The organism is Nocardiopsis sp. NPDC055879, assembly GCF_053615935.1.
The window spans coordinates 10,924-28,172 of the sequence record NZ_JBSHCT010000035.1; the positions used below are offsets into that span (position 1 = coordinate 10,924).

Here is a 17,249-nt window from a genome sequence, read left to right on the forward strand (position 1 = left end):
CCGTGACCGTACCGAACCCGACCGGACCTGCCGGTCCGACTCGATGTGGAGTCCGGGTGATCTACACTCGGACGGTACGTGTTCGCCCTGGACACCCGCCGCAGCCCGACACGAGGCCCTCCACCCGGTCGGAGAACACCGAGCCGACGGTTGCCGAGGCCGAGGCTGCGCACCGTCATCGAATCGGGCATACTGTGGCGCGCCACAGCCGAACCCCATGGCTGTCTGCGCGGCTTTCCCGCGATCCCGCTGATGAACAGGACCACCGTGTTGAGGATCTCCCAACAGCGGTGCTGTGCCGTCGACCGCACAGCCCCTCCGCACAACGCCCCCGTACCGGAAGAGGCGTCCTCGTGAGGCATGGAGTTCGACTGGCGGTCGACCCCGGTGACGCCCGTATCGGCGTCGCGGCCAGCGACCCGAGCGGAATGCTCGCCAGCCCCGTCGAAACGATCCCCCGCGGAAAGGGGGACACCCAGCGCATCGCCCTTCTCGTGCTGGAGAAGGAGGCCCGTGAGGTCATCGTGGGTTACCCTGCATCACTATCCGGCAAGGAGGGACCGGCGGCCCGGTCCGCTCGCGAGTTCGCGAACTCCTTGGTCCGGCTCCTCGACCCCGTCCCCGTCAGGCTCGTGGACGAACGACTCACCACGGTGACCGCCCAGGGCCAACTGCTCGCCGGTGCCTCCTTCGGCAAGAAGGGCGCCAAGGGCGGCCGTGCCCGCCGTTCCGTGATCGACCAGGCGGCGGCCACGGTCCTCTTGCAGAGCGCTTTGGACCAGGAACGGTCGACAGGCCATCCCCCGGGCGAGATCGTCCGTGCCAGCCAGGGAGATTCATGACCGACAGGGATGACTACCCCGATAGTCCCTACCGTGGCCGTGCCGACCGTCAAGGCGGCTACGACTACGACCCGCTGAGCGACCCCCTGCCCGCGCAACCTCCGTCGCGCGGGCGCCGGGCACGCCCCGAACCCGAACAGAACGCCTGGAACGAGGCGCCGCGCACCGGTGAGTTCCGGCACACCGGGCCCCCGGCCCCCGGTGAACAACCCCCGCGCCGTTTCGGCGCCGCCGACGCACTGCGCGGCGGCCGAGCGGCCCGCGGCGGACAACGGTCCCAACCCGGGAGCGCCGGCACGGGAAGCCACCAAAGGCCCGGAGCCGACCCCACCCAGGAGGCACTCGCCGCCCTGGCCGGACTGGGCGGAACCCCCGAGACGCCCGGACGCCCCCGCCCCGAGGAACCCCCGGCGGAGCAGCCGCCCCGAAGGGCCCGTCGCGCGCGCCAGGAGGAGACCCCCGAGGCCCGCTCGCCCCTGTGGGGCGACGACGAGGACGAACCCACCCCCGCCTTCTTCGCCGACGAACCCGATGAGCAGCCCAAGGGCCGTCGCGCGCGCCGCCGTCGGGCCAAGGACGACGAGGCCCCCCGCGAGACCGGCTCGTTCGAGGCCGTTCCCGAGGAGCCGACCGGACGTCGTGGTCGGCGCCGCGCCCGTCGCGCAGCCGAGGAGGAACCCACCGAAACCGGGTCCCTCGCGGCCCCCGGCGGAGCCCGCGATGACACCGGCCCCTTCGAGAGCGGACCGGACAGCGGTGCCTTCGTCGAACCGGGCCCCCGCCGCGGTCGCCGTAGGCGCGCGGCGGAGCCGGGTAGCGGCGCCTTCCCCCTCCCCGACCTTCCCGAAGATCCCCGCGACCAGGAGGAGCCCCGCACCCCCACCGGTGCCCTCCCGCTGCCCGACGAGGAAGAGGAACCCCGGCCCCGTCGTGGCCGACGCCGAGGTCGCCGAAACGAACCCGAGCCCGAACCGGAGCCGATCGAGCCGGAGCCCGAGGCGGAAGCGGAGGAGGACGACTACGAGGAGGACAGCCTTGAGGACATCGCCGCCTCCTACGGCAACAGTCGGGCCAACCGCAAGCGCCTCAAGGCCGCGAAGAAGGCTCAGGCCAAGCGGCACGGATCGGGCAAGGGCGGTGGCCGCGCGTCGCGCCGCAGGCGCAAGGGCCCCACGATCCTGCTCGCCCTCGTCCTGATGCTGGTCATCGCCGGTGGCGGTTTCGTGGTCATGCGGACCTACGTGTTCCCGGATGACTTCGATGGGACCGGTTCCGGCGAGGTCGTCATCACCGTCGAGAACGGTCAGAGCGGCGGATCCGTCGCCGACGCCCTGGTGGATCAGGGCGTCGTGGCCAGTAGCCGAGCCTTCACCAACGCGCTCGGCGAGTCCGGTGGGGAACTCACCCCCGGCACCTACTCCCTGGCCGAGGGCATGAGCGGGGAGGCCGCCGTGGCCGCCCTGTTCGACCCCGACAACCGCGTCGGCGGTCGGGTCACCATCCGTGAGGGGCTGCGCGCCGACCAGATACTGGACGAGCTGGCCGAGAGCACGGGTGTGAGCCGGGAGGAGCTGGAGGAGGCCTACGCCCAGACCGATGACCTCGGTCTGCCGGACTACGCCGTCGAGGGGCCCGAGGGTTACCTGTTCCCGTCCACCTACCGGTTCGAGCCCGAGACCGACGCCGCGTCCATGCTGCGCACCATGGTCACCCAGCACCGCCAGGTGGCCGAGGAGATCGACCTGGAGGGAGAGGCCGAGGCGATCGACTACGACGCCAACGAGGTGATGGCGATCGCCTCCATCGTCCAGGCGGAGAGCGGTAGCGCCGAGGACATGCCCAAGATCTCCCGAGTGGTCCACAACCGCCTCGACATCGACATGCCGTTGCAAATGGACAGCACCTGCTTCTACGCGATCGGCGAGTACGGCATCGCGCTGAACAACGAACAGCTGGCCGCCTGTGAGGCCGACGACAGCGGGTTCGACACCTACCACAAGATTGGGTTGGTCCCGGGCCCGTTCGTGGCCCCGGGTGAGGACGCCCTCAGGGCGGCGCTGGAACCGGAGGAGGGGGAGTGGCTGTACTTCGTGGCCACCGACCCCGAGAACGGTGTCACCGAGTTCGCCGAGACCCACGAGGAGTTCGAGATCCTCAAGGAACGCTTCGAGGATACCTGGGGCGGTGGCGGGAGCTGATGCGCGCCGCGGTCCTGGGGTCGCCGGTCGCACACTCCCTGTCCCCGATCCTGCACACCGCCGCCTACGCGGAGATGGGCCTGGTCGAGTGGTCCTACGGTCGGTTCGAGTGCGACGAGAAGGGGCTCGCCCCCTTCCTCTCCGGGCTGGACGACGACTGGGCCGGTCTGTCCCTGACCATGCCGCTCAAGCGTCGGGCCATGGAACTGGCCGCACGGGTCAGTGACCTGTCCATCCAGGTGGGCGGGGCCAACACGATGCTTCGGGACGGCAACGGGTGGTCGGCGCACAACACCGACGTCGAGGGCATCGCGGTCGCGCTGGGCGAGGCGGGCGTCATCGCCCCGCGCGACACGGTCGTCCTGGGGGCGGGGGCCACCGCGGCCTCCGCCCTGGCGGCCCTGCGTGAGCTGGGGGAGATCGGCGCCGTCACGGTGCTGGCCCGCAGCACCGCCCGTACCGGAGAGGTGGTGGCGGCGGCCGAACGACTCGGTGTTCCGATCGAGGTGGCCCCGCTGGCCGAGGTGGAACGTCACCTGGACGCCGACCTGGTGATGTCCACCCTGCCCTCCGGTGCGACCGACGCCCACGCCGGGGCCTTGTCCGAGAGCCGTGCCGACCTGTTCGACGTCGTCTACGCGCCCTGGCCCACCAAGGCGGCCGAGGCCGTGGCCGGTCGGGGCGGACGTGTGGTCGGCGGGTTCCCGATGCTGCTGCATCAGGCCGTGGCCCAGGTCCGCCTGATGACGGGGGCCACGGACGTTCCGGTCGCCGCCATGCGTGCCGCCGGCGAGACCGAACTGAAGCGTCGGGCCGTGCTTCCCTAGGCGGTCCGAGCGTCTCGGAGTGCTGATACAATCGAGTTAAATCGACTTCGTTCCATCGTGCTCAGGCACGATGGAACCGCAAGCGGAGATGATCCTCCCACCTGCCGAGCCTCGCTCGTGTGGGTCTTCGGTCGGATGGCGAGTGCTCGACTCCCACCCCTGGGCTGTCGTTTCGGCCTCGGTGCGTCGCGCCTTCGTCTTCTTCGTCCGATCGGATCGCCCCGCTTGCACACGCTGGCGGGGTTTTTGCTTTGCACGGACCCCGGAGCGGGCGGGTGGCCTGAAAGCGCGGGCGACCCGGTCGAACAGGTCGACCACCAGGTGGTGGCCGACCGGTCCCAGGTAATCCGAGAAAGCTAGGGAGGGGTCTCATCAGCGCCGAGCCCCGCATCAATGACCGTATCCGGGTGCCCGAGGTCCGACTTGTCGGGCCCAACGGCGAGCAGGTCGGAATCGTCTCCGTGCCGGACGCCCTGCGTCTGGCCCAGGAGTCCGACCTCGACCTCGTCGAGGTCGCGCCGACCGCGCGCCCGCCGGTCGCCAAGCTGATGGACTACGGCAAGTTCAAGTACGAGTCCGCGGTCAAGGCCCGTGAGTCGCGCAAGAACCAGTCGAACACGATCATCAAGGAGATCAAGCTCCGCCCGAAGATCGACCCGCACGACTATGAGACCAAGAAGGGTCACGTCGTCCGGTTCCTCAAGGGTGGGGACAAGGTCAAGGTGACGATCATGTTCCGTGGTCGCGAGCAGTCCCGCCCCGAACTCGGGCGCAGGCTGTTGGCGCGTCTGGCCGAGGACGTCCAGGATCTCGGCATGGTCGAGTCCCAGCCCAAGCAGGACGGCCGCAACATGGTCATGGTGATCGGTCCGCACAAGCGGCGTTCCGACCACAAGGCCGAGGCCCGTGCGGCGGCCGGGGACAAGCCCCGCCGTGAGAGCAGCGACCAGGCCTAGGTAGTCCCCCACCGTCCGGCCGCCTTCGAGACGGCCGGACGGTGGGGTGGGCTGTGCGCGAACAGCCCACGATGCACAGGCGTGCGAGACCCGCCTAGCGCGGAACAATCGCGACATTCGTCCCCAGGGCGGATGCCGCGCCGACGGAGTAGGAGACGACGGCGACATGCCGAAGAACAAGTCCCACAGTGGAGCCAAGGACCGTTTCAAGGTCACCGGTTCCGGCAAGATCATGCGCCGCCGTGCCAACAAGAACCACATCCTTGAGCACAAGACCTCCAAGCGCAAGCGCAAGCTGAGCAACGAGGCCGAGCTCTCCCCGGCCGACACCAAGAGCATCAAGAAGCTCCTGGGCCGCTAGGCAACGGCAGTAACCTCAGCCCTTCTCGAAAGTGCCCCGCGTCCGACCCGGTCGGTTCGCTCTGAGCGCTCGAAGGGCGACCACCTGAAGCGAACACGGCCGCCGGGCCAGTCCTGGCCGGACCGGTCGGCGCGCCGTGCGCGTCGAAAGAACCTATGAGGGAGTCACTGTGGCACGCGTGAAGCGGGCTCTCAACGCCAAGAAGAAGCGCAAGGTCGTTCTCGACCGGGCCAGTGGTTACCGCGGGCAGCGCTCGCGCCTTTACCGCAAGGCCAAGGAGCAGATGCTCCACTCGATGACCTACTCCTACCGGGACCGCAAGGACCGCAAGGGGCAGTTCCGTCGTCTGTGGATTCAGCGCATCAACGCGGCCTCCCGCGCTCACGGCCTGACCTACAACCGTCTCATCCAGGGTCTGAAGCTGGCCGAGATCGAGGTCGACCGTCGCATCCTGGCCGACCTGGCCGTCAACGACGCCGCCGCCTTCGCCGTCCTGGTGGAGAAGGCCAAGCAGGCCCTGCCGGCCTCCGTCGCGGCCTAGTCACGGCGAGACGAGACGGGTAGCTATGGCGAGCCACGAGTTCACGAGCGTCCGGTCACCCAGGATCAAGGGGGTTCGGCGGCTCGCCAAACGCACCTTCCGCCAGCGTGAGAGGCGCTTCCTCGCGGAGGGCCCTCAGGCTGTGCGGGAGGCGCTCGCCGCGGCGAGCGGCGACGGGCACGGCGTGCTGGAGGTCTACGCCACGGCGGAGGCCATGCAACGTCACATCGACCTGATGGACGCCGCCCACACGGCCGGCGTCCCCACCCATCAGGTCAGTCTGGACGTGATGTCCGAACTGGCGCAGACCATCACCCCGCAAGGGGTCATCGCGGTCTGCGAGTTCGTCGACGTCCCCTTGGAGCAGGTCACCGACGTGCGGCTGGCCGTCATCCTCTCCCACGTGCGCGACCCCGGCAACGCCGGAACGGTACTGCGCACCGCCGACGCCGCGGGGGCGGACGTCGTCGTCTTCACGGACGCGTCCGTGGATCCCTACAACGGCAAGTGCGTGCGCGCCTCCGCCGGAAGCCTGTTCCACCTGCCCGTGGTCGTGGGCGTGCCGGTCGCCCGGGCGATCGACTTCCTGAACGAGGCGGGCGCCAAGGTGTGGGCCGCCGACGGCGGGGGCGACAAGGACCTGCACCAGGTCGCCGACGACGGTGACCTCGATGGTCCGGTCGGCTGGGTCTTCGGCAACGAGGCCTGGGGACTGCCGGAGGAGACCGTCCGTCTGACCGACGGCGCGGTCAGCGTTCCGATCTACGGCGGGGCCGAAAGCCTGAATCTGGCCACGGCGGCAGCGGTGTGTCTGTACACGACCGCGCGCCAACAGCGGCGCTCCTGAAGCATCCCGGCCACGGGCGAACGACTCCACGGGTGACTACTCCCCGTGTTCAAAGAGTCCTCCTGGGGCGCTCGGAGTTCCCTCGGTGTACACACTCGGTAACAGGTCGTGGCAACCTCGCCGAATGCACGTGCACGAGCCTTGAGTGTCGATAGGGTCGGACCGGCACCACGGTGGCCATGCGGATTCCGCGTGGCCACCCTCACACGACCCGTGTCACGGGTAGAAGGGTGCGCCCGCCCGGCCCACACGGCAGGCTCGGCCACACGGTGTGAGCGTTCGGACGAGGACCGCGTCCGAGGGAGGTGCCCGTCCGCGACCGGTGGACGGGCATCGGTGCCCGTACGCTCGGACTCCCATCCGGGTACGCCTGGACGAGTGAGGCGTACCAGGTGGGAGAGCAGGGTAGACCTGCGGTGGTGTCCAGGGAGAGTCCGCTGAGGACGGACACCACCGAACACAGATCCGCGGCCCAGGACGCCTGAGCCGCGGACCTTCGGAGGGGAGCTGGGGCAGGCGTGGGCAGCGGCCGGCAGGTGGATCGACCGGCGGAGGACTCCGACGGCGCGGCGGCGCAGCCGACGGACGAACCCGTCACCTCCGACCTCGACATCGTCGCCACCGGCGGCATCCCGTTGCACGCGGACGACCTGCCCGACGGCATCGTCGTCGCCGACGCCCGGGGTCGTGTCGTCCTGTTCAACACCCAGGCCGCCCAACTCGTCGGCGTTCCCATCACCTCCGCGCTCGGCCGCGACTTCCGCACCGCCGTGCCCCTACGAGGCCTGGACGGACACGACTGGTGGGAGGCCAGCGACCCCTACGGTGGGGACCGCGACCGCACCCGCCAGATCGAACGGGTCCTTTGCCTGCCCGACGAACGCGAGGTCCTCGTCGCGGCCCGCTACGTGCGGGCCCGCCCCGGAGGTGACCTCGTCCGTCTCGTGGTCAGCCTCAGGGACGCCTCCGCGCGGGCCGAGCGCTCCCGTGCCGACCTGGTCTCCGAGGTCGCCCACGAACTCAGGTCGCCCCTCACCAGCGTCAAGGGCTTCACCTCCACGCTCCTGACCAAGTGGGAACGGCTCACCGACAAACAGAAGCTGTTCATGCTGGAGACCGTGAACGCCGACGCCGACCGCGTCACCCGCCTCATCCACGACCTCCTTGACGTCTCCCGTATCGAGTCGGGACGCCTGGAGGTGCGCCGGCAGGTCGTCGACCTGCCCGAGGCCGTCCGTCGAGTGGTCTCCGGACGGGTCGCCTCCGGTGAGTCGGAGGAGCGTTTCCGGGTCGAAACGCACGGGGACCTGCCCCAGATGTGGCTGGACCCCGACAAACTCGAACAGATCCTCGCCAACCTCGTGGAAAACGGGGTGCGGCACGGCGCTGGTACTGTCAGTATCGTGATCGAGCCGTGTGAAGGAGGAGCAGCGGTGTCGGTGCGCGACGAAGGCCAGGGCATAGCGCCCGAGACCATTCCGCGCGTCTTCCGCCAGTTCTGGCGCAGCAAGCGCCGTGGTGGCACAGGACTCGGACTGTTCATCGTCAAGGGTCTCGTCGAGGCCCACGGCGGCACGATCACCGTCGGCCGCGCCCCCAACGGTGGCGCAGAGTTCCGATTTACCATGCCCGCCGGGACACCCGAGTTCGTCTGATCCCTCAGACTCTTCGGCCCCGGTGGGCGCACGCGGTCCCGTCCCGTCATCCCTTCGTGGATTCCGTCCGGCGCGGCCCGTCAACCCTGGGCTTGCTGTGACACCTGGGTCGACTTCGCACCCGGCCCGCGGTAACCCCGTGCTTCTTCCTGTCGGCTTGGTCCGCCCCCGCGCGGACCCGTGACCACCGCCCGCCTCCGCCTCGCGCGGACGCGGTGACGGCGAGGCAACCACATGTCTGCACCGAACAATTCCTTCGACCCGGTCGAGGTGACCCCCCTGCACCCCGACGAGGTCGCCCGCATGCGCGAGGAGGCGCTGGCCGCCATCGAGGCCGCCGCCGACCTCGCCGAACTCAAGGAGGTCCGGCTCGCCCACGCCGGCGACCGTTCCCCACTGGCCCTGGCCAACCGTGAGATCGGTGCCCTGCCGCCGGCCGCCAAGGCCGAGGCCGGCAAACGCGTGGGCGGCGCCCGCCGCGACGTCGGACAGGCCGTCAAGGCCCGTCAGGCCGTCCTGGAGGCCGAGCGCGACGAACGCGTCCTCGTGGAGGAACGCGTCGACGTCACCCTGCCCTGGGACCGTGCCCCCCGCGGCGCCCGGCACCCGCTGACCACGGTCGCCGAACGCATGGCCGACGTGTTCGTCGGCATGGGCTTCGAGATCGCCGAGGGCCCCGAGATCGAGGCCGAGTGGTTCAACTTCGACGCCCTCAACTTCCAGCCCGACCACCCCGCGCGCACCATGCAGGACACCTTCTTCGTGGAGGGTCCCGACGGCGGGGAGTCCGGCATGGTCCTGCGCACCCACACCTCCCCGGTGCAGGTGCGCTCCCTGCTCACCCGTGAGCTTCCGGTCTACGTCGTCGCGCCGGGCAAGACCTTCCGCACCGACGAGCTCGACGCCACCCACACCCCGGTCTTCCACCAACTCGAAGGCCTGGTGGTCGACAAGGGCATCACGATGGCGCACCTGCGCGGCGCCATCGACACCTTCGTCGAGTCCTTCTTCGGTGAGGCGTTGCGGACCCGCTTCCGTGCCTCCTACTTCCCCTTCACCGAGCCCTCCGCCGAGGTCGACATGGAGTGCTTCGTGTGCCGGGGCGCGTCGGTGGGAGACCCCGACGCACCGTGCCGCACCTGCTCCAGCGAGGGCTGGATCGAGATCGGCGGCTGCGGCGTGGTCAACCCGCGCGTGCTGACCGCCGCCGGGGTGGATCCCGAGGTCTACAGCGGATGGGCCTTCGGCCTGGGAGTGGAACGAACACTGATGTTCGCGCACGGTGTGCGCGATATGCGCGACATGGTCGAGGGTGACATGCGTTTCACCTCGGCGTTCGGGAGTGAGATCTGATGCGTGTTCCCCTGACCTGGCTGCGCGAGTACGTCGAGCTTCCCGCCGACGTCACCGCCCGCGAGCTGGCCTCCCGCCTGACCCTCGCGGGTCTGGAGGTCGAGACCGTCGACGAGCTCGGCACCGACCTGACCGGCCCCATCGTCTTCGGTCGCGTGCTGGAGATCGAGGAGCTCACCGGCTTCAAGAAGCCCATCCGCCACTGCAAGGTGGACGTCGGCGAGGCCAACGGCACCGGTGAGCCCCAGGAGATCGTCTGCGGTGCCCGCAACTTCTCCGAGGGCGACCTGGTCGTCGTCTCCCTGCCCGGCTCCGAACTGCCCGGCGGGTTCAAGATCGGTGCCCGCAAGACCTACGGCAAGATGTCCGCCGGCATGATCTGCTCGGCCACCGAACTCGGCCTGTGGGAGGACCACACCGGCATCGTCGTGCTGCCCGAGGGATTCGGTGCGGTGGGCGACGACGCCATCGCCGTCCTCGGCCTGCGCGAGGACGTCCTCGACATCGCCGTCACCCCGGACCGCGGCTACGCCCTGTCGATGCGCGGCGTGGCCCGTGACGTGGCGGCCCTGTACGGGGTCGACTTCCACGACCCCGCCGAGATGAGCGTCGACGAGCCCACCGGCGAGGGCCACCCCGGTGCCATCGCCGACCCGGCCCTGGCCGACCGCCTCGTGCTGCGCGGTGCCACCGGCTTCGATCCCGAGGCGCCCACCCCGCTGTGGATGAAGCGCCGCCTGCACCAGAGCGGGATGCGCCCCGTCTCCCTGGCCGTGGACGTCACCAACTACGTGATGCTCGAACTCGGTCAGCCGCTGCACGCCTGGGACCGTGACCGGCTCGACGGCACCGTCACCGTGCGCGCCGCGGAGGCGGGCGAGAAGCTGGAGACCCTGGACCACGTCCAGCGTTCCCTGGACGTCGACGACATCGTCATCGCCGACGAGTCCGCCGCCCAGGCGGTGGCCGGCGTCATGGGCGGGGTGGACACCGAGATCGGCTCGACCTCCAGCTCGGTGCTGGTGGAGTCCGCGCACTTCGAACCGCGCCACATCGCCCGTGCCTCGCGTCGACACCAGCTCTCCTCGGAGGCCTCACGTCGCTTCGAGCGTGGCATCGACTCCCAGGTGCAGCTCGCCGCCGCCACCCGCGCGGTCCGGTTGCTGGCCGAACTGGGCGGCGCCACGGTGGAGTCGGCCTACACCCACGTCCACCACGCGTCCGAGCCCACCACCATCACGGTGAGCACCGGGCACGCCGGATCCGTGGCCGGGATCGACTACCCCGAGGGCACCACCGAGAAGTGGCTGCGCGCCATCGGGTGTTCCTTCGAGGCCGACGGCGACGTGCTCACGGTGACCCCGCCGTCCTGGCGGCCGGACCTGACCGACCCCAACGACATCGCCGAAGAGGTCATCCGCTTCGAGGGGTACGAGAACATCCCCTCGATCGGTTTCAAGGGCTCCGGTCGTGGACTCACCGAGAGCCAGCGGCTGCGTCGGGCGGTGGGCCGTACCCTGGCCGCCGTCGGATACAACGAGGTGCTGGCCTACCCGTTCGTCGGCGAGCGCGACCTCGACGGGCTCCAGTTGGCCGCCGACGACCCCCGTCGTGACAACGTGCGCCTGGCCAACCCGCTCAACGACGAGGAACCGCTGCTGCGCACCACGCTGCTGCCGGGGCTGTTCAAGGCCTTGGCGCGCAACGTGGGTCGCGGCCTGACCGACGTCGCCCTGTTCGAGATGGGCCTGGTCTACCGGCCAAGGCCCGGGGCCGGACGCGCCCCGCTGCCCCCGGTGGACCGTCGTCCGAGCGACGAGGAACTGGCCCGCATCGACGCGGCCCTTCCAGAGCAGCCGCGCCGGGTGGGCGTGGTGCTCACCGGGGCCGCGGAGCGCACCGGCTGGTGGGGTCCGGGGCGACAGGCCTCCTGGGCCGACGCGATCCAGGCCGCCCGTGACGTCGCTCGCGTGGCGGGTGTGGGGTTGGAGATCGAGGCCGACACCCGGGCGCCCTGGCACCCGGGGCGTTGCGCGGCCTTGTACGTGAGGGTGGGCGGCGAGCGGGTGCTCGTCGGACACGCCGGTGAGCTGCACCCGCGTACGGTCAAGGCGTTCTCCCTGCCCGAGCGCACCGCCGCCATGGAGCTCGACCTCGACCGGGTCGAGAGCGCCCGCGCCAAGGTCTTCGCGCCCGAGGTCCGCACCTACCCGGTGGCGACCCAGGACGTGGCCATGGTCGTGGACGAGTCCGTCCCGGTCGGCGACATCGGCTCCGCCCTGGCGGAGGGTGCCGGTGAACTCCTTGAGAGCGTGCGTCTGTTCGACGTCTACACCGGTGAGCAGGTGGAGGAGGGGCGTAAGTCCGTGGCCTTCGCGCTGCGCTTCCGCGCCGGTGACCGGACCCTGACCGCGGAGGAGGCCGGAGCGGCCCGCGACGCGGCCGTGGCCCTGGCGACCGAACGCACCGGGGCGGTCCTGCGCGGCTGACCTCGGCGACACGCCGTTCACGCGTGGGCGGGGCGGGTTCTCTCGGAAGGGAGACCCCGCCCCGCCCTTTGCGTCAGGACGGTGACACGACCTTCGACGGGGGTTCTCGGCGTCGCTCGAAACCCCCGGTAGGTTTGCGAAACGTCCGATGAGTGACCCCGGATTCCAAGATTTTTTCGGCCTGTTTTTCCTGCACAGCAAGGGTTTTGGGGATCATGGCCGGGGGTAGCCGGCATGAAGTTTGTGTTTCGGGGCATGAGCCTTCGTTTTGGCTCTTGCTGAGAAGCGGGTCGACAACTTAGCCTGCAATCACCTGACACAACCTGGGCGCCCGGGTAAGGGGTCGGATCCGTTTTCCACTGCGCGTTTTCGCGCACGTCACGGCTCGGAGGTCGCCATATGACCGAAACGGTTGTCTCGTCCGCGCTCACTCCCAAGGAACACCGGGAGCCCAGCCGTCTCTGGCATACCTTCTGCGATATGAACACCGTGGCCAAGGGCCCGGAGTTCGTGGTGGCCCGCGCCGAGGGCGTGTGGCTGTGGGACCGGTCCGGAGACCGCTACCTCGATGGCACGGCCAGCCTCTGGTACTGCAACGTCGGGCACGGTCGCACCGAGATCGCGGACGCGGTCCACCGCCAGATGAACACGCTGGACGCCTACACCGTCTACGGGGACTTCGCCAACGAACCCGCACTTGAGCTGAGCGAACGCCTGGCCGCGCACGCCCCGATCGAGGACCCGCGCACCATCCTCACCTGTGGGGGAGGGGAGTCGATCGACACCGCCGCCAAGCTCGCACGCAGCTACTGGGCGGCGCTGGGACAACCCGACCGGCAACACCTGATCAGCCGCACCGGCGGTTACCACGGCCTCAACGGCTTCGGTACCAGCATCATCGGGATGGAGCGGTTCCGCAGCGGGCACGGTCGCCTCATCGAGGACACCTCCGTGATCCCGCACGACTCCGCGGCCGCGCTGGAGGCGGAGATCCTTCGGGTGGGGGCCGACCGGGTCGCCGCCTTCTTCGCCGAACCCGTCATCGGGGCCGGCGGAGTGTTCCTGCCGACGGACGGATACTTCACCGAGGTCGCGCGGATCTGTCGCAAGTACGGTGTGTTGTTCGTGGTGGACAGCGTCATCTGTGGGTTCGCGCGCATGGGCAACTGGTTCGGGATCGAGCGCTTCGGCGTGAGCCCGGACATGATCGTCTTCGCCAAGGGTGTATCCAGCGGTTACCTGCCGCTGGGCGGGGTCATGGTCAACGGCAGGGTGGCCGACCCGTTCTGGAACCAGGAGGGCAACCCCTTCCTGCACGGCACCACCTACGCCGGCCACCCGTCCGCCTGCGCGGCGGCCCTGGCCAACCTGGACATCCTGGAGCGGGAGGACCTGTTCACGGTCTCTCGCGAGGTGGAGACGCACCTGGACTCGGCGCTGCGCGGACTGGCCGACCACCCGCTGGTGGCCGAGGTCCGCTCCGGTGTCGGGGTGATGGGCGCGGTGGAACTCACCGAGGAGGCGCTCACCGAACGGGGGATCACCACGGCGGAGGTCTTCGCGGAGGCCCGTACCCGAGGGGTGATCGTACGCCCGATCCCAAGGGCCCTGCTGGTCTCGCCACCACTGGTGATCACCTGGGAACAGATCGACCACATGGCCAACACCTTGGCGGCGTCACTGGACGCCGTGATGGCCCGACACTGAGACGGGAGCCCGGGTGGGCTCCCGTCCACAGGTCCGGCACCCACCCGTCGGCGCGAGCGCGCCGACGGGATATTTATTTTTCTAGGAAACTACTGTCCCTGACTGCTATATTCGAGTAATATTTACTCGGAAGATACTTCTCTGGGGTGTGGCCTGGTTCGTGCGCCCTGGGCTACGAACAGGGGGACATATGACCGCGCAACCGATCGACGGTGTCGAGAATACGCACGCCGAGAACCGTCCCGACGACGACGACCTGATCACCGCCTGGGGGCTGGTCTCCGAGGCGATGCACTCCATCGAGCCCAAGCTCCTGAAGGGAATAACCCCCGACGGCAAGGACATGGCCGGTCCCTGGTTCGAAGTGCTCATCCGGCTCCAGCGCACCCCCGAACACCGGTTGCCGATGAGTCGCCTGGCCCGCGAGGTCAGCCTCAGCACCGGCGGCTTCACCAAGCTCGCCGACCGGCTGGAGAAGGAGGGTTACCTGGTACGGAACAATTGTGCCGAGGACCGACGGGTCGTCTACGCGACCCTGAGCGAGAGCGGGTTGGCCTTCATCAGCGCCGCGCGCGACAAGCACGTCCAACGACTGCACGAACACGTGCTCGCCCCACTGGGGAGCGAGGGCGTTCGACAACTCGCCGCCATCGCGCGTACGCTCCGTGACAGTTCGAGCTGAGGGTCTCGGAACCCTACGTAGTCGAATCCCCGTTCAATTGGCTCGGAACCCTCTCGAATGTGCAGAAATCATCCCACGCATGGTCGTTGCCCATGTAGGTTGTCCAGAGGTCGGGGCCCAGAGCGGGGTGGGTCGGTGACACGGATGTTCCGGGGGGAATCATGAGGCTTTTCACCACTGCTGCCCAGCTGAGGCCGATTCCCCGGTCCACACGCTTCGCCAACGGCGGCGTCTCCCACTGGTTCCGTGACATCGGATTGCCCCAACGTCGTGACCCCCTCTCGGGCGACACCGACTACGACGTTTGCGTGGTCGGAGCCGGTTATACCGGTCTGTGGACCGCCTACTACCTGAAGAAGGACCAGCCCGACCTGCGCGTTTGCGTGGTTGAACGCGAGTTCGCCGGCTTCGGTGCGTCGGGCCGTAACGGAGGGTGGCTTTCGGCCGAGTTCGCCGGTTCACGGGAGAGCTACGCACAGTCACATGGCAAGTCGTCCATGGTCGCCCTCCAACGCGGCCTGATGACCACCGTCGACGAGGTGCTCTCGGTCCTGGAGGCCGAGGGCATCGACGCCGACCAGGTCAAAGGCGGTATGTACCTGGTCGCCGGCAACGAGGCCCAGCGCACCCGCCTCCAGGGTCACATCGAGTACCTCCAGGACTGGGGCTACTGGCCCGACGACTTCCACATGGTGGACCCCGACCAGACCCCCCGCATCGCCGTGCGCGACGCCGTCGCCGCCGGCTACACACCGCACGCCGCCCGCCTGCACCCGGCCAAGCTGGTCACCGGGCTGGCCCGCGTGGTGGAGGACCTGGGCGTGGACCTGTTCGAGGGCACCACGGTCGAGGAGATCCGCCCTCGCCAGGGATCCGAACGCCCCGCCGTGGTCACCGACCACGGCACCGTGCGCGCCGACCACGTCGTCCGCGCCACCGAGGGCTTCACCGGAACCCTGCGCGGTCAGAGCCGCAAGTGGCGCCCCATGCACTCGTCGATGATCGTCACCGAACCCATCCCGGACACATTGTGGAAGGGGATCGGTTGGGAGGGCGGCGAGGTCCTGGGCGACGCGGCGCACTTCTACGTCTACGCTCAGCGCACCCCCGACGGGCGCATCGCCGTCGGCGGTCGAGGCGAGTCCAAGCGGCCCGGAGCCTCCCCGGTGGACGAGGGCGCCACCCAACCGCAGGCCATCGTCGAACTCTGGCGCGCCCTGACCCGCATGTTCCCCGAGGTCTCCGACGTTCCGATCGAGCACGCCTGGTCCGGGGTGCTGGGGGTGCCCAAGGACTGGTCGCCCACCGTGCAGCTGGACGCGGAGTCCGGCCTGGCCTGGGCCGGCGGCTACGCCCACAGCGGCGTCTCGATCAGCAACCTGGCCGGGCGAACCCTGCGCGACCTCGTGCTGGGCCGCCGCACCGACCTGACCCGGCTGCCCTGGGTCGGCCACGAGGCCGGCGGTTGGGAGCCCGAGCCGCTGCGCTGGGTCGGCACCCAGGTCGTGAACGGCCTGTACCGCACCGCCGACCGCCGCGAGTTCCGTTCCAGCGGCAAGGGCAACACCTCACGCCTGGCCGGTATCGCCACCCGCATGCCCGGCCGCTGAACATCGAGCCCTGGGCGACGCGGAGTGACCGTGTCGCCCATGTCACGTGAGCGATGGTGGCCACCTTCGAACTTGGTTGCATAAACTTGCAAGGGCATGCATGATGGTCCAATCCATTTCGAAGAGGGGGTCTCACCATGGGATACACAGCGGCGATCGCCGGGGCCAGCGGCTACGCCGGAGGTGAGCTGCTGCGTCTGCTCCTGGGGCACCCCGAGATCGAGATCGGAACCGTCACCGCCGGCGGCAACGCGGGCACCCCCCTCATCCAGCACCAGCCCCACCTGTTTCCGCTCGCGGACCGGATCCTGGCCCCTACGACGATCGAGGAACTGCGCGGTCACGACGTCGTCTACCTCGCCCTGCCACACGGCCAATCCGCCGACATCGCCCGAGAACTCGGCGACGACGTCCTCGTGGTCGACTGCGGCGCCGACTTCCGCCTCGACGACGCCGCCGCCTGGGAACGCTTCTACGGCACCCCCCACGCCGGAACCTGGCCCTACGGTCTGCCCGAACTCCCCGGTCGGCGCGAACAGCTCACCGACGCCCGCCGGGTCGCCGTCCCGGGCTGCCACGTCACCGTCGCCACCCTCGGACTCTTCCCCGGTCTGGCCGAACAGCTCGTCGAACCCGACCTGACCGTGGTCGCCGTCACCGGCACCTCCGGCGCGGGAAAGGCGCCCAAGCCCAACCTGGTCGGCAGCGAGATCATGGGCGCGCTCAGCCCCTACGGGGTCGGCGGCGCCCACCGGCACAACCCCGAGATCATCCAGAACCTCACCTCCGTCACCGGAGAGCCGGTCCGCCTGTCCTTCACCCCGGTCCTGGCCCCGTTGCCCCGCGGCATCCTCGCCACCTGCACCGCGCCCCTCAAGCCCGGCGCCACCGCCGACCAGGTCCGTGCGGCCTACGAGACCGCCTACGCCGACGAACCCTTCGTCCACCTGCTGCCCGAGGGCACTTGGCCCAACACCGCCATGACCCTGGCCGCCAACACCACCCTCGTACAGGTCACCACGGACGCGGAGGCCGGCCGCCTGGTCGCCGTCGCGGCCCTGGACAACCTCACCAAGGGCACCGCCGGTGGCGCGATCCAGAGCACCAACCTCGCCCTCGGCCTCCCCGAGACCACCGGACTGCCGCTCGCCGCGGTCGCCCCCTGAGGAAAGGAGACACCC

Annotated in this window: 14 protein-coding genes; all 14 read left to right on the forward strand. The window is 69.6% G+C overall.

Annotation, left to right across the window (positions count from 1 at the left end; genetic code table 11):
• Positions 1-353: 353 nt before the first annotated feature.
• The 14 genes from ruvX (at position 354) to argC (ending at position 17,234) form a co-directional block, all read left to right on the forward strand.
• Positions 354-842 (forward strand): Holliday junction resolvase RuvX, encoded by a 489-nt coding sequence (ruvX, locus tag ACWGKS_RS27595; RefSeq protein WP_358508165.1) that lies wholly within the window; start codon positions 354-356, stop codon positions 840-842.
• Positions 839-3,040, forward strand: coding sequence for an endolytic transglycosylase MltG (gene mltG / locus ACWGKS_RS27600; protein WP_358508163.1), 2,202 nt, complete (start codon positions 839-841; stop codon positions 3,038-3,040). Before ruvX ends, mltG begins: the two co-directional genes overlap by 4 nt.
• The gene (locus ACWGKS_RS27605; protein WP_358508161.1) at positions 3,040-3,867 is read left to right on the forward strand and encodes a shikimate dehydrogenase; all 828 of its coding nucleotides are present in this window, start codon (positions 3,040-3,042) and stop codon (positions 3,865-3,867) included. Before mltG ends, ACWGKS_RS27605 begins: the two co-directional genes overlap by 1 nt.
• A gap of 407 nt (positions 3,868-4,274) precedes the next feature.
• A complete protein-coding gene (gene infC / locus ACWGKS_RS27610; protein ID WP_067607641.1) occupies positions 4,275-4,823 on the forward strand; it encodes a translation initiation factor IF-3 in 549 nt (182 codons plus the stop codon).
• Between the two features lie 166 nt (positions 4,824-4,989).
• Positions 4,990-5,184, forward strand: coding sequence for a 50S ribosomal protein L35 (gene rpmI, locus ACWGKS_RS27615; protein ID WP_067607638.1), 195 nt, complete (start codon positions 4,990-4,992; stop codon positions 5,182-5,184).
• Positions 5,185-5,353: 169 nt separating this feature from the next.
• Positions 5,354-5,725 (forward strand): 50S ribosomal protein L20, encoded by a 372-nt coding sequence (gene rplT / locus ACWGKS_RS27620; RefSeq protein WP_358508159.1) that lies wholly within the window; start codon positions 5,354-5,356, stop codon positions 5,723-5,725.
• A 25-nt stretch (positions 5,726-5,750) separates the two neighbouring features.
• Positions 5,751-6,572, forward strand: coding sequence for a TrmH family RNA methyltransferase (locus ACWGKS_RS27625; RefSeq protein ID WP_358508157.1), 822 nt, complete (start codon positions 5,751-5,753; stop codon positions 6,570-6,572).
• 518 nt (positions 6,573-7,090) lie between these two features.
• Positions 7,091-8,227 carry a PAS domain-containing sensor histidine kinase gene (locus ACWGKS_RS27630; protein WP_358508155.1) on the forward strand — a complete coding sequence of 379 codons (1,137 nt, stop codon included), beginning with the start codon at positions 7,091-7,093 and terminating at the stop codon, positions 8,225-8,227.
• Positions 8,228-8,461: 234 nt separating this feature from the next.
• Positions 8,462-9,580 (forward strand): phenylalanine--tRNA ligase subunit alpha, encoded by a 1,119-nt coding sequence (gene pheS / locus ACWGKS_RS27635; protein WP_358508153.1) that lies wholly within the window; start codon positions 8,462-8,464, stop codon positions 9,578-9,580.
• Positions 9,580-12,069 carry a phenylalanine--tRNA ligase subunit beta gene (pheT, locus tag ACWGKS_RS27640; protein ID WP_358508151.1) on the forward strand — a complete coding sequence of 830 codons (2,490 nt, stop codon included), beginning with the start codon at positions 9,580-9,582 and terminating at the stop codon, positions 12,067-12,069. The genes pheS and pheT overlap by 1 nt, the downstream gene beginning before the upstream one ends.
• A gap of 480 nt (positions 12,070-12,549) precedes the next feature.
• Positions 12,550-13,776: an aminotransferase family protein gene (locus ACWGKS_RS27645; RefSeq protein ID WP_358508249.1), complete on the forward strand. Its 1,227-nt coding sequence runs from the start codon at positions 12,550-12,552 to the stop codon at positions 13,774-13,776.
• Positions 13,777-13,966: 190 nt separating this feature from the next.
• Entirely contained in the window at positions 13,967-14,458 is a 492-nt protein-coding gene (locus tag ACWGKS_RS27650; RefSeq protein WP_358508149.1) for a MarR family winged helix-turn-helix transcriptional regulator, read from the forward strand.
• 161 nt (positions 14,459-14,619) lie between these two features.
• Positions 14,620-16,068, forward strand: a complete 1,449-nt coding sequence (locus ACWGKS_RS27655) for an NAD(P)/FAD-dependent oxidoreductase (RefSeq protein ID WP_358508147.1) — start codon at positions 14,620-14,622, stop codon at positions 16,066-16,068.
• A gap of 137 nt (positions 16,069-16,205) precedes the next feature.
• Positions 16,206-17,234 (forward strand): N-acetyl-gamma-glutamyl-phosphate reductase, encoded by a 1,029-nt coding sequence (argC, locus tag ACWGKS_RS27660; RefSeq protein ID WP_358508145.1) that lies wholly within the window; start codon positions 16,206-16,208, stop codon positions 17,232-17,234.
• Positions 17,235-17,249 lie beyond the last annotated feature (15 nt).

What these genes read in the sequence shown, in the direction of transcription:
- rpmI (WP_067607638.1), top strand. Translation starts at nt 4,990, where the DNA reads ATGCCGAAGAACAAGTCCCACAGTGGAGCCAAGGACCGTTTCAAGGTC.
- ACWGKS_RS27605 (WP_358508161.1), top strand. Translation starts at nt 3,040, where the DNA reads ATGCGCGCCGCGGTCCTGGGGTCGCCGGTCGCACACTCCCTGTCCCCG.
- pheS (WP_358508153.1), top strand. Translation starts at nt 8,462, where the DNA reads ATGTCTGCACCGAACAATTCCTTCGACCCGGTCGAGGTGACCCCCCTG.
- ACWGKS_RS27625 (WP_358508157.1), top strand. Translation starts at nt 5,751, where the DNA reads ATGGCGAGCCACGAGTTCACGAGCGTCCGGTCACCCAGGATCAAGGGG.
- mltG (WP_358508163.1), top strand. Translation starts at nt 839, where the DNA reads ATGACCGACAGGGATGACTACCCCGATAGTCCCTACCGTGGCCGTGCC.
- ACWGKS_RS27650 (WP_358508149.1), top strand. Translation starts at nt 13,967, where the DNA reads ATGACCGCGCAACCGATCGACGGTGTCGAGAATACGCACGCCGAGAAC.
- ACWGKS_RS27645 (WP_358508249.1), top strand. Translation starts at nt 12,550, where the DNA reads ATGAACACCGTGGCCAAGGGCCCGGAGTTCGTGGTGGCCCGCGCCGAG.
- argC (WP_358508145.1), top strand. Translation starts at nt 16,206, where the DNA reads ATGGGATACACAGCGGCGATCGCCGGGGCCAGCGGCTACGCCGGAGGT.
- ACWGKS_RS27655 (WP_358508147.1), top strand. Translation starts at nt 14,620, where the DNA reads ATGAGGCTTTTCACCACTGCTGCCCAGCTGAGGCCGATTCCCCGGTCC.
- pheT (WP_358508151.1), top strand. Translation starts at nt 9,580, where the DNA reads ATGCGTGTTCCCCTGACCTGGCTGCGCGAGTACGTCGAGCTTCCCGCC.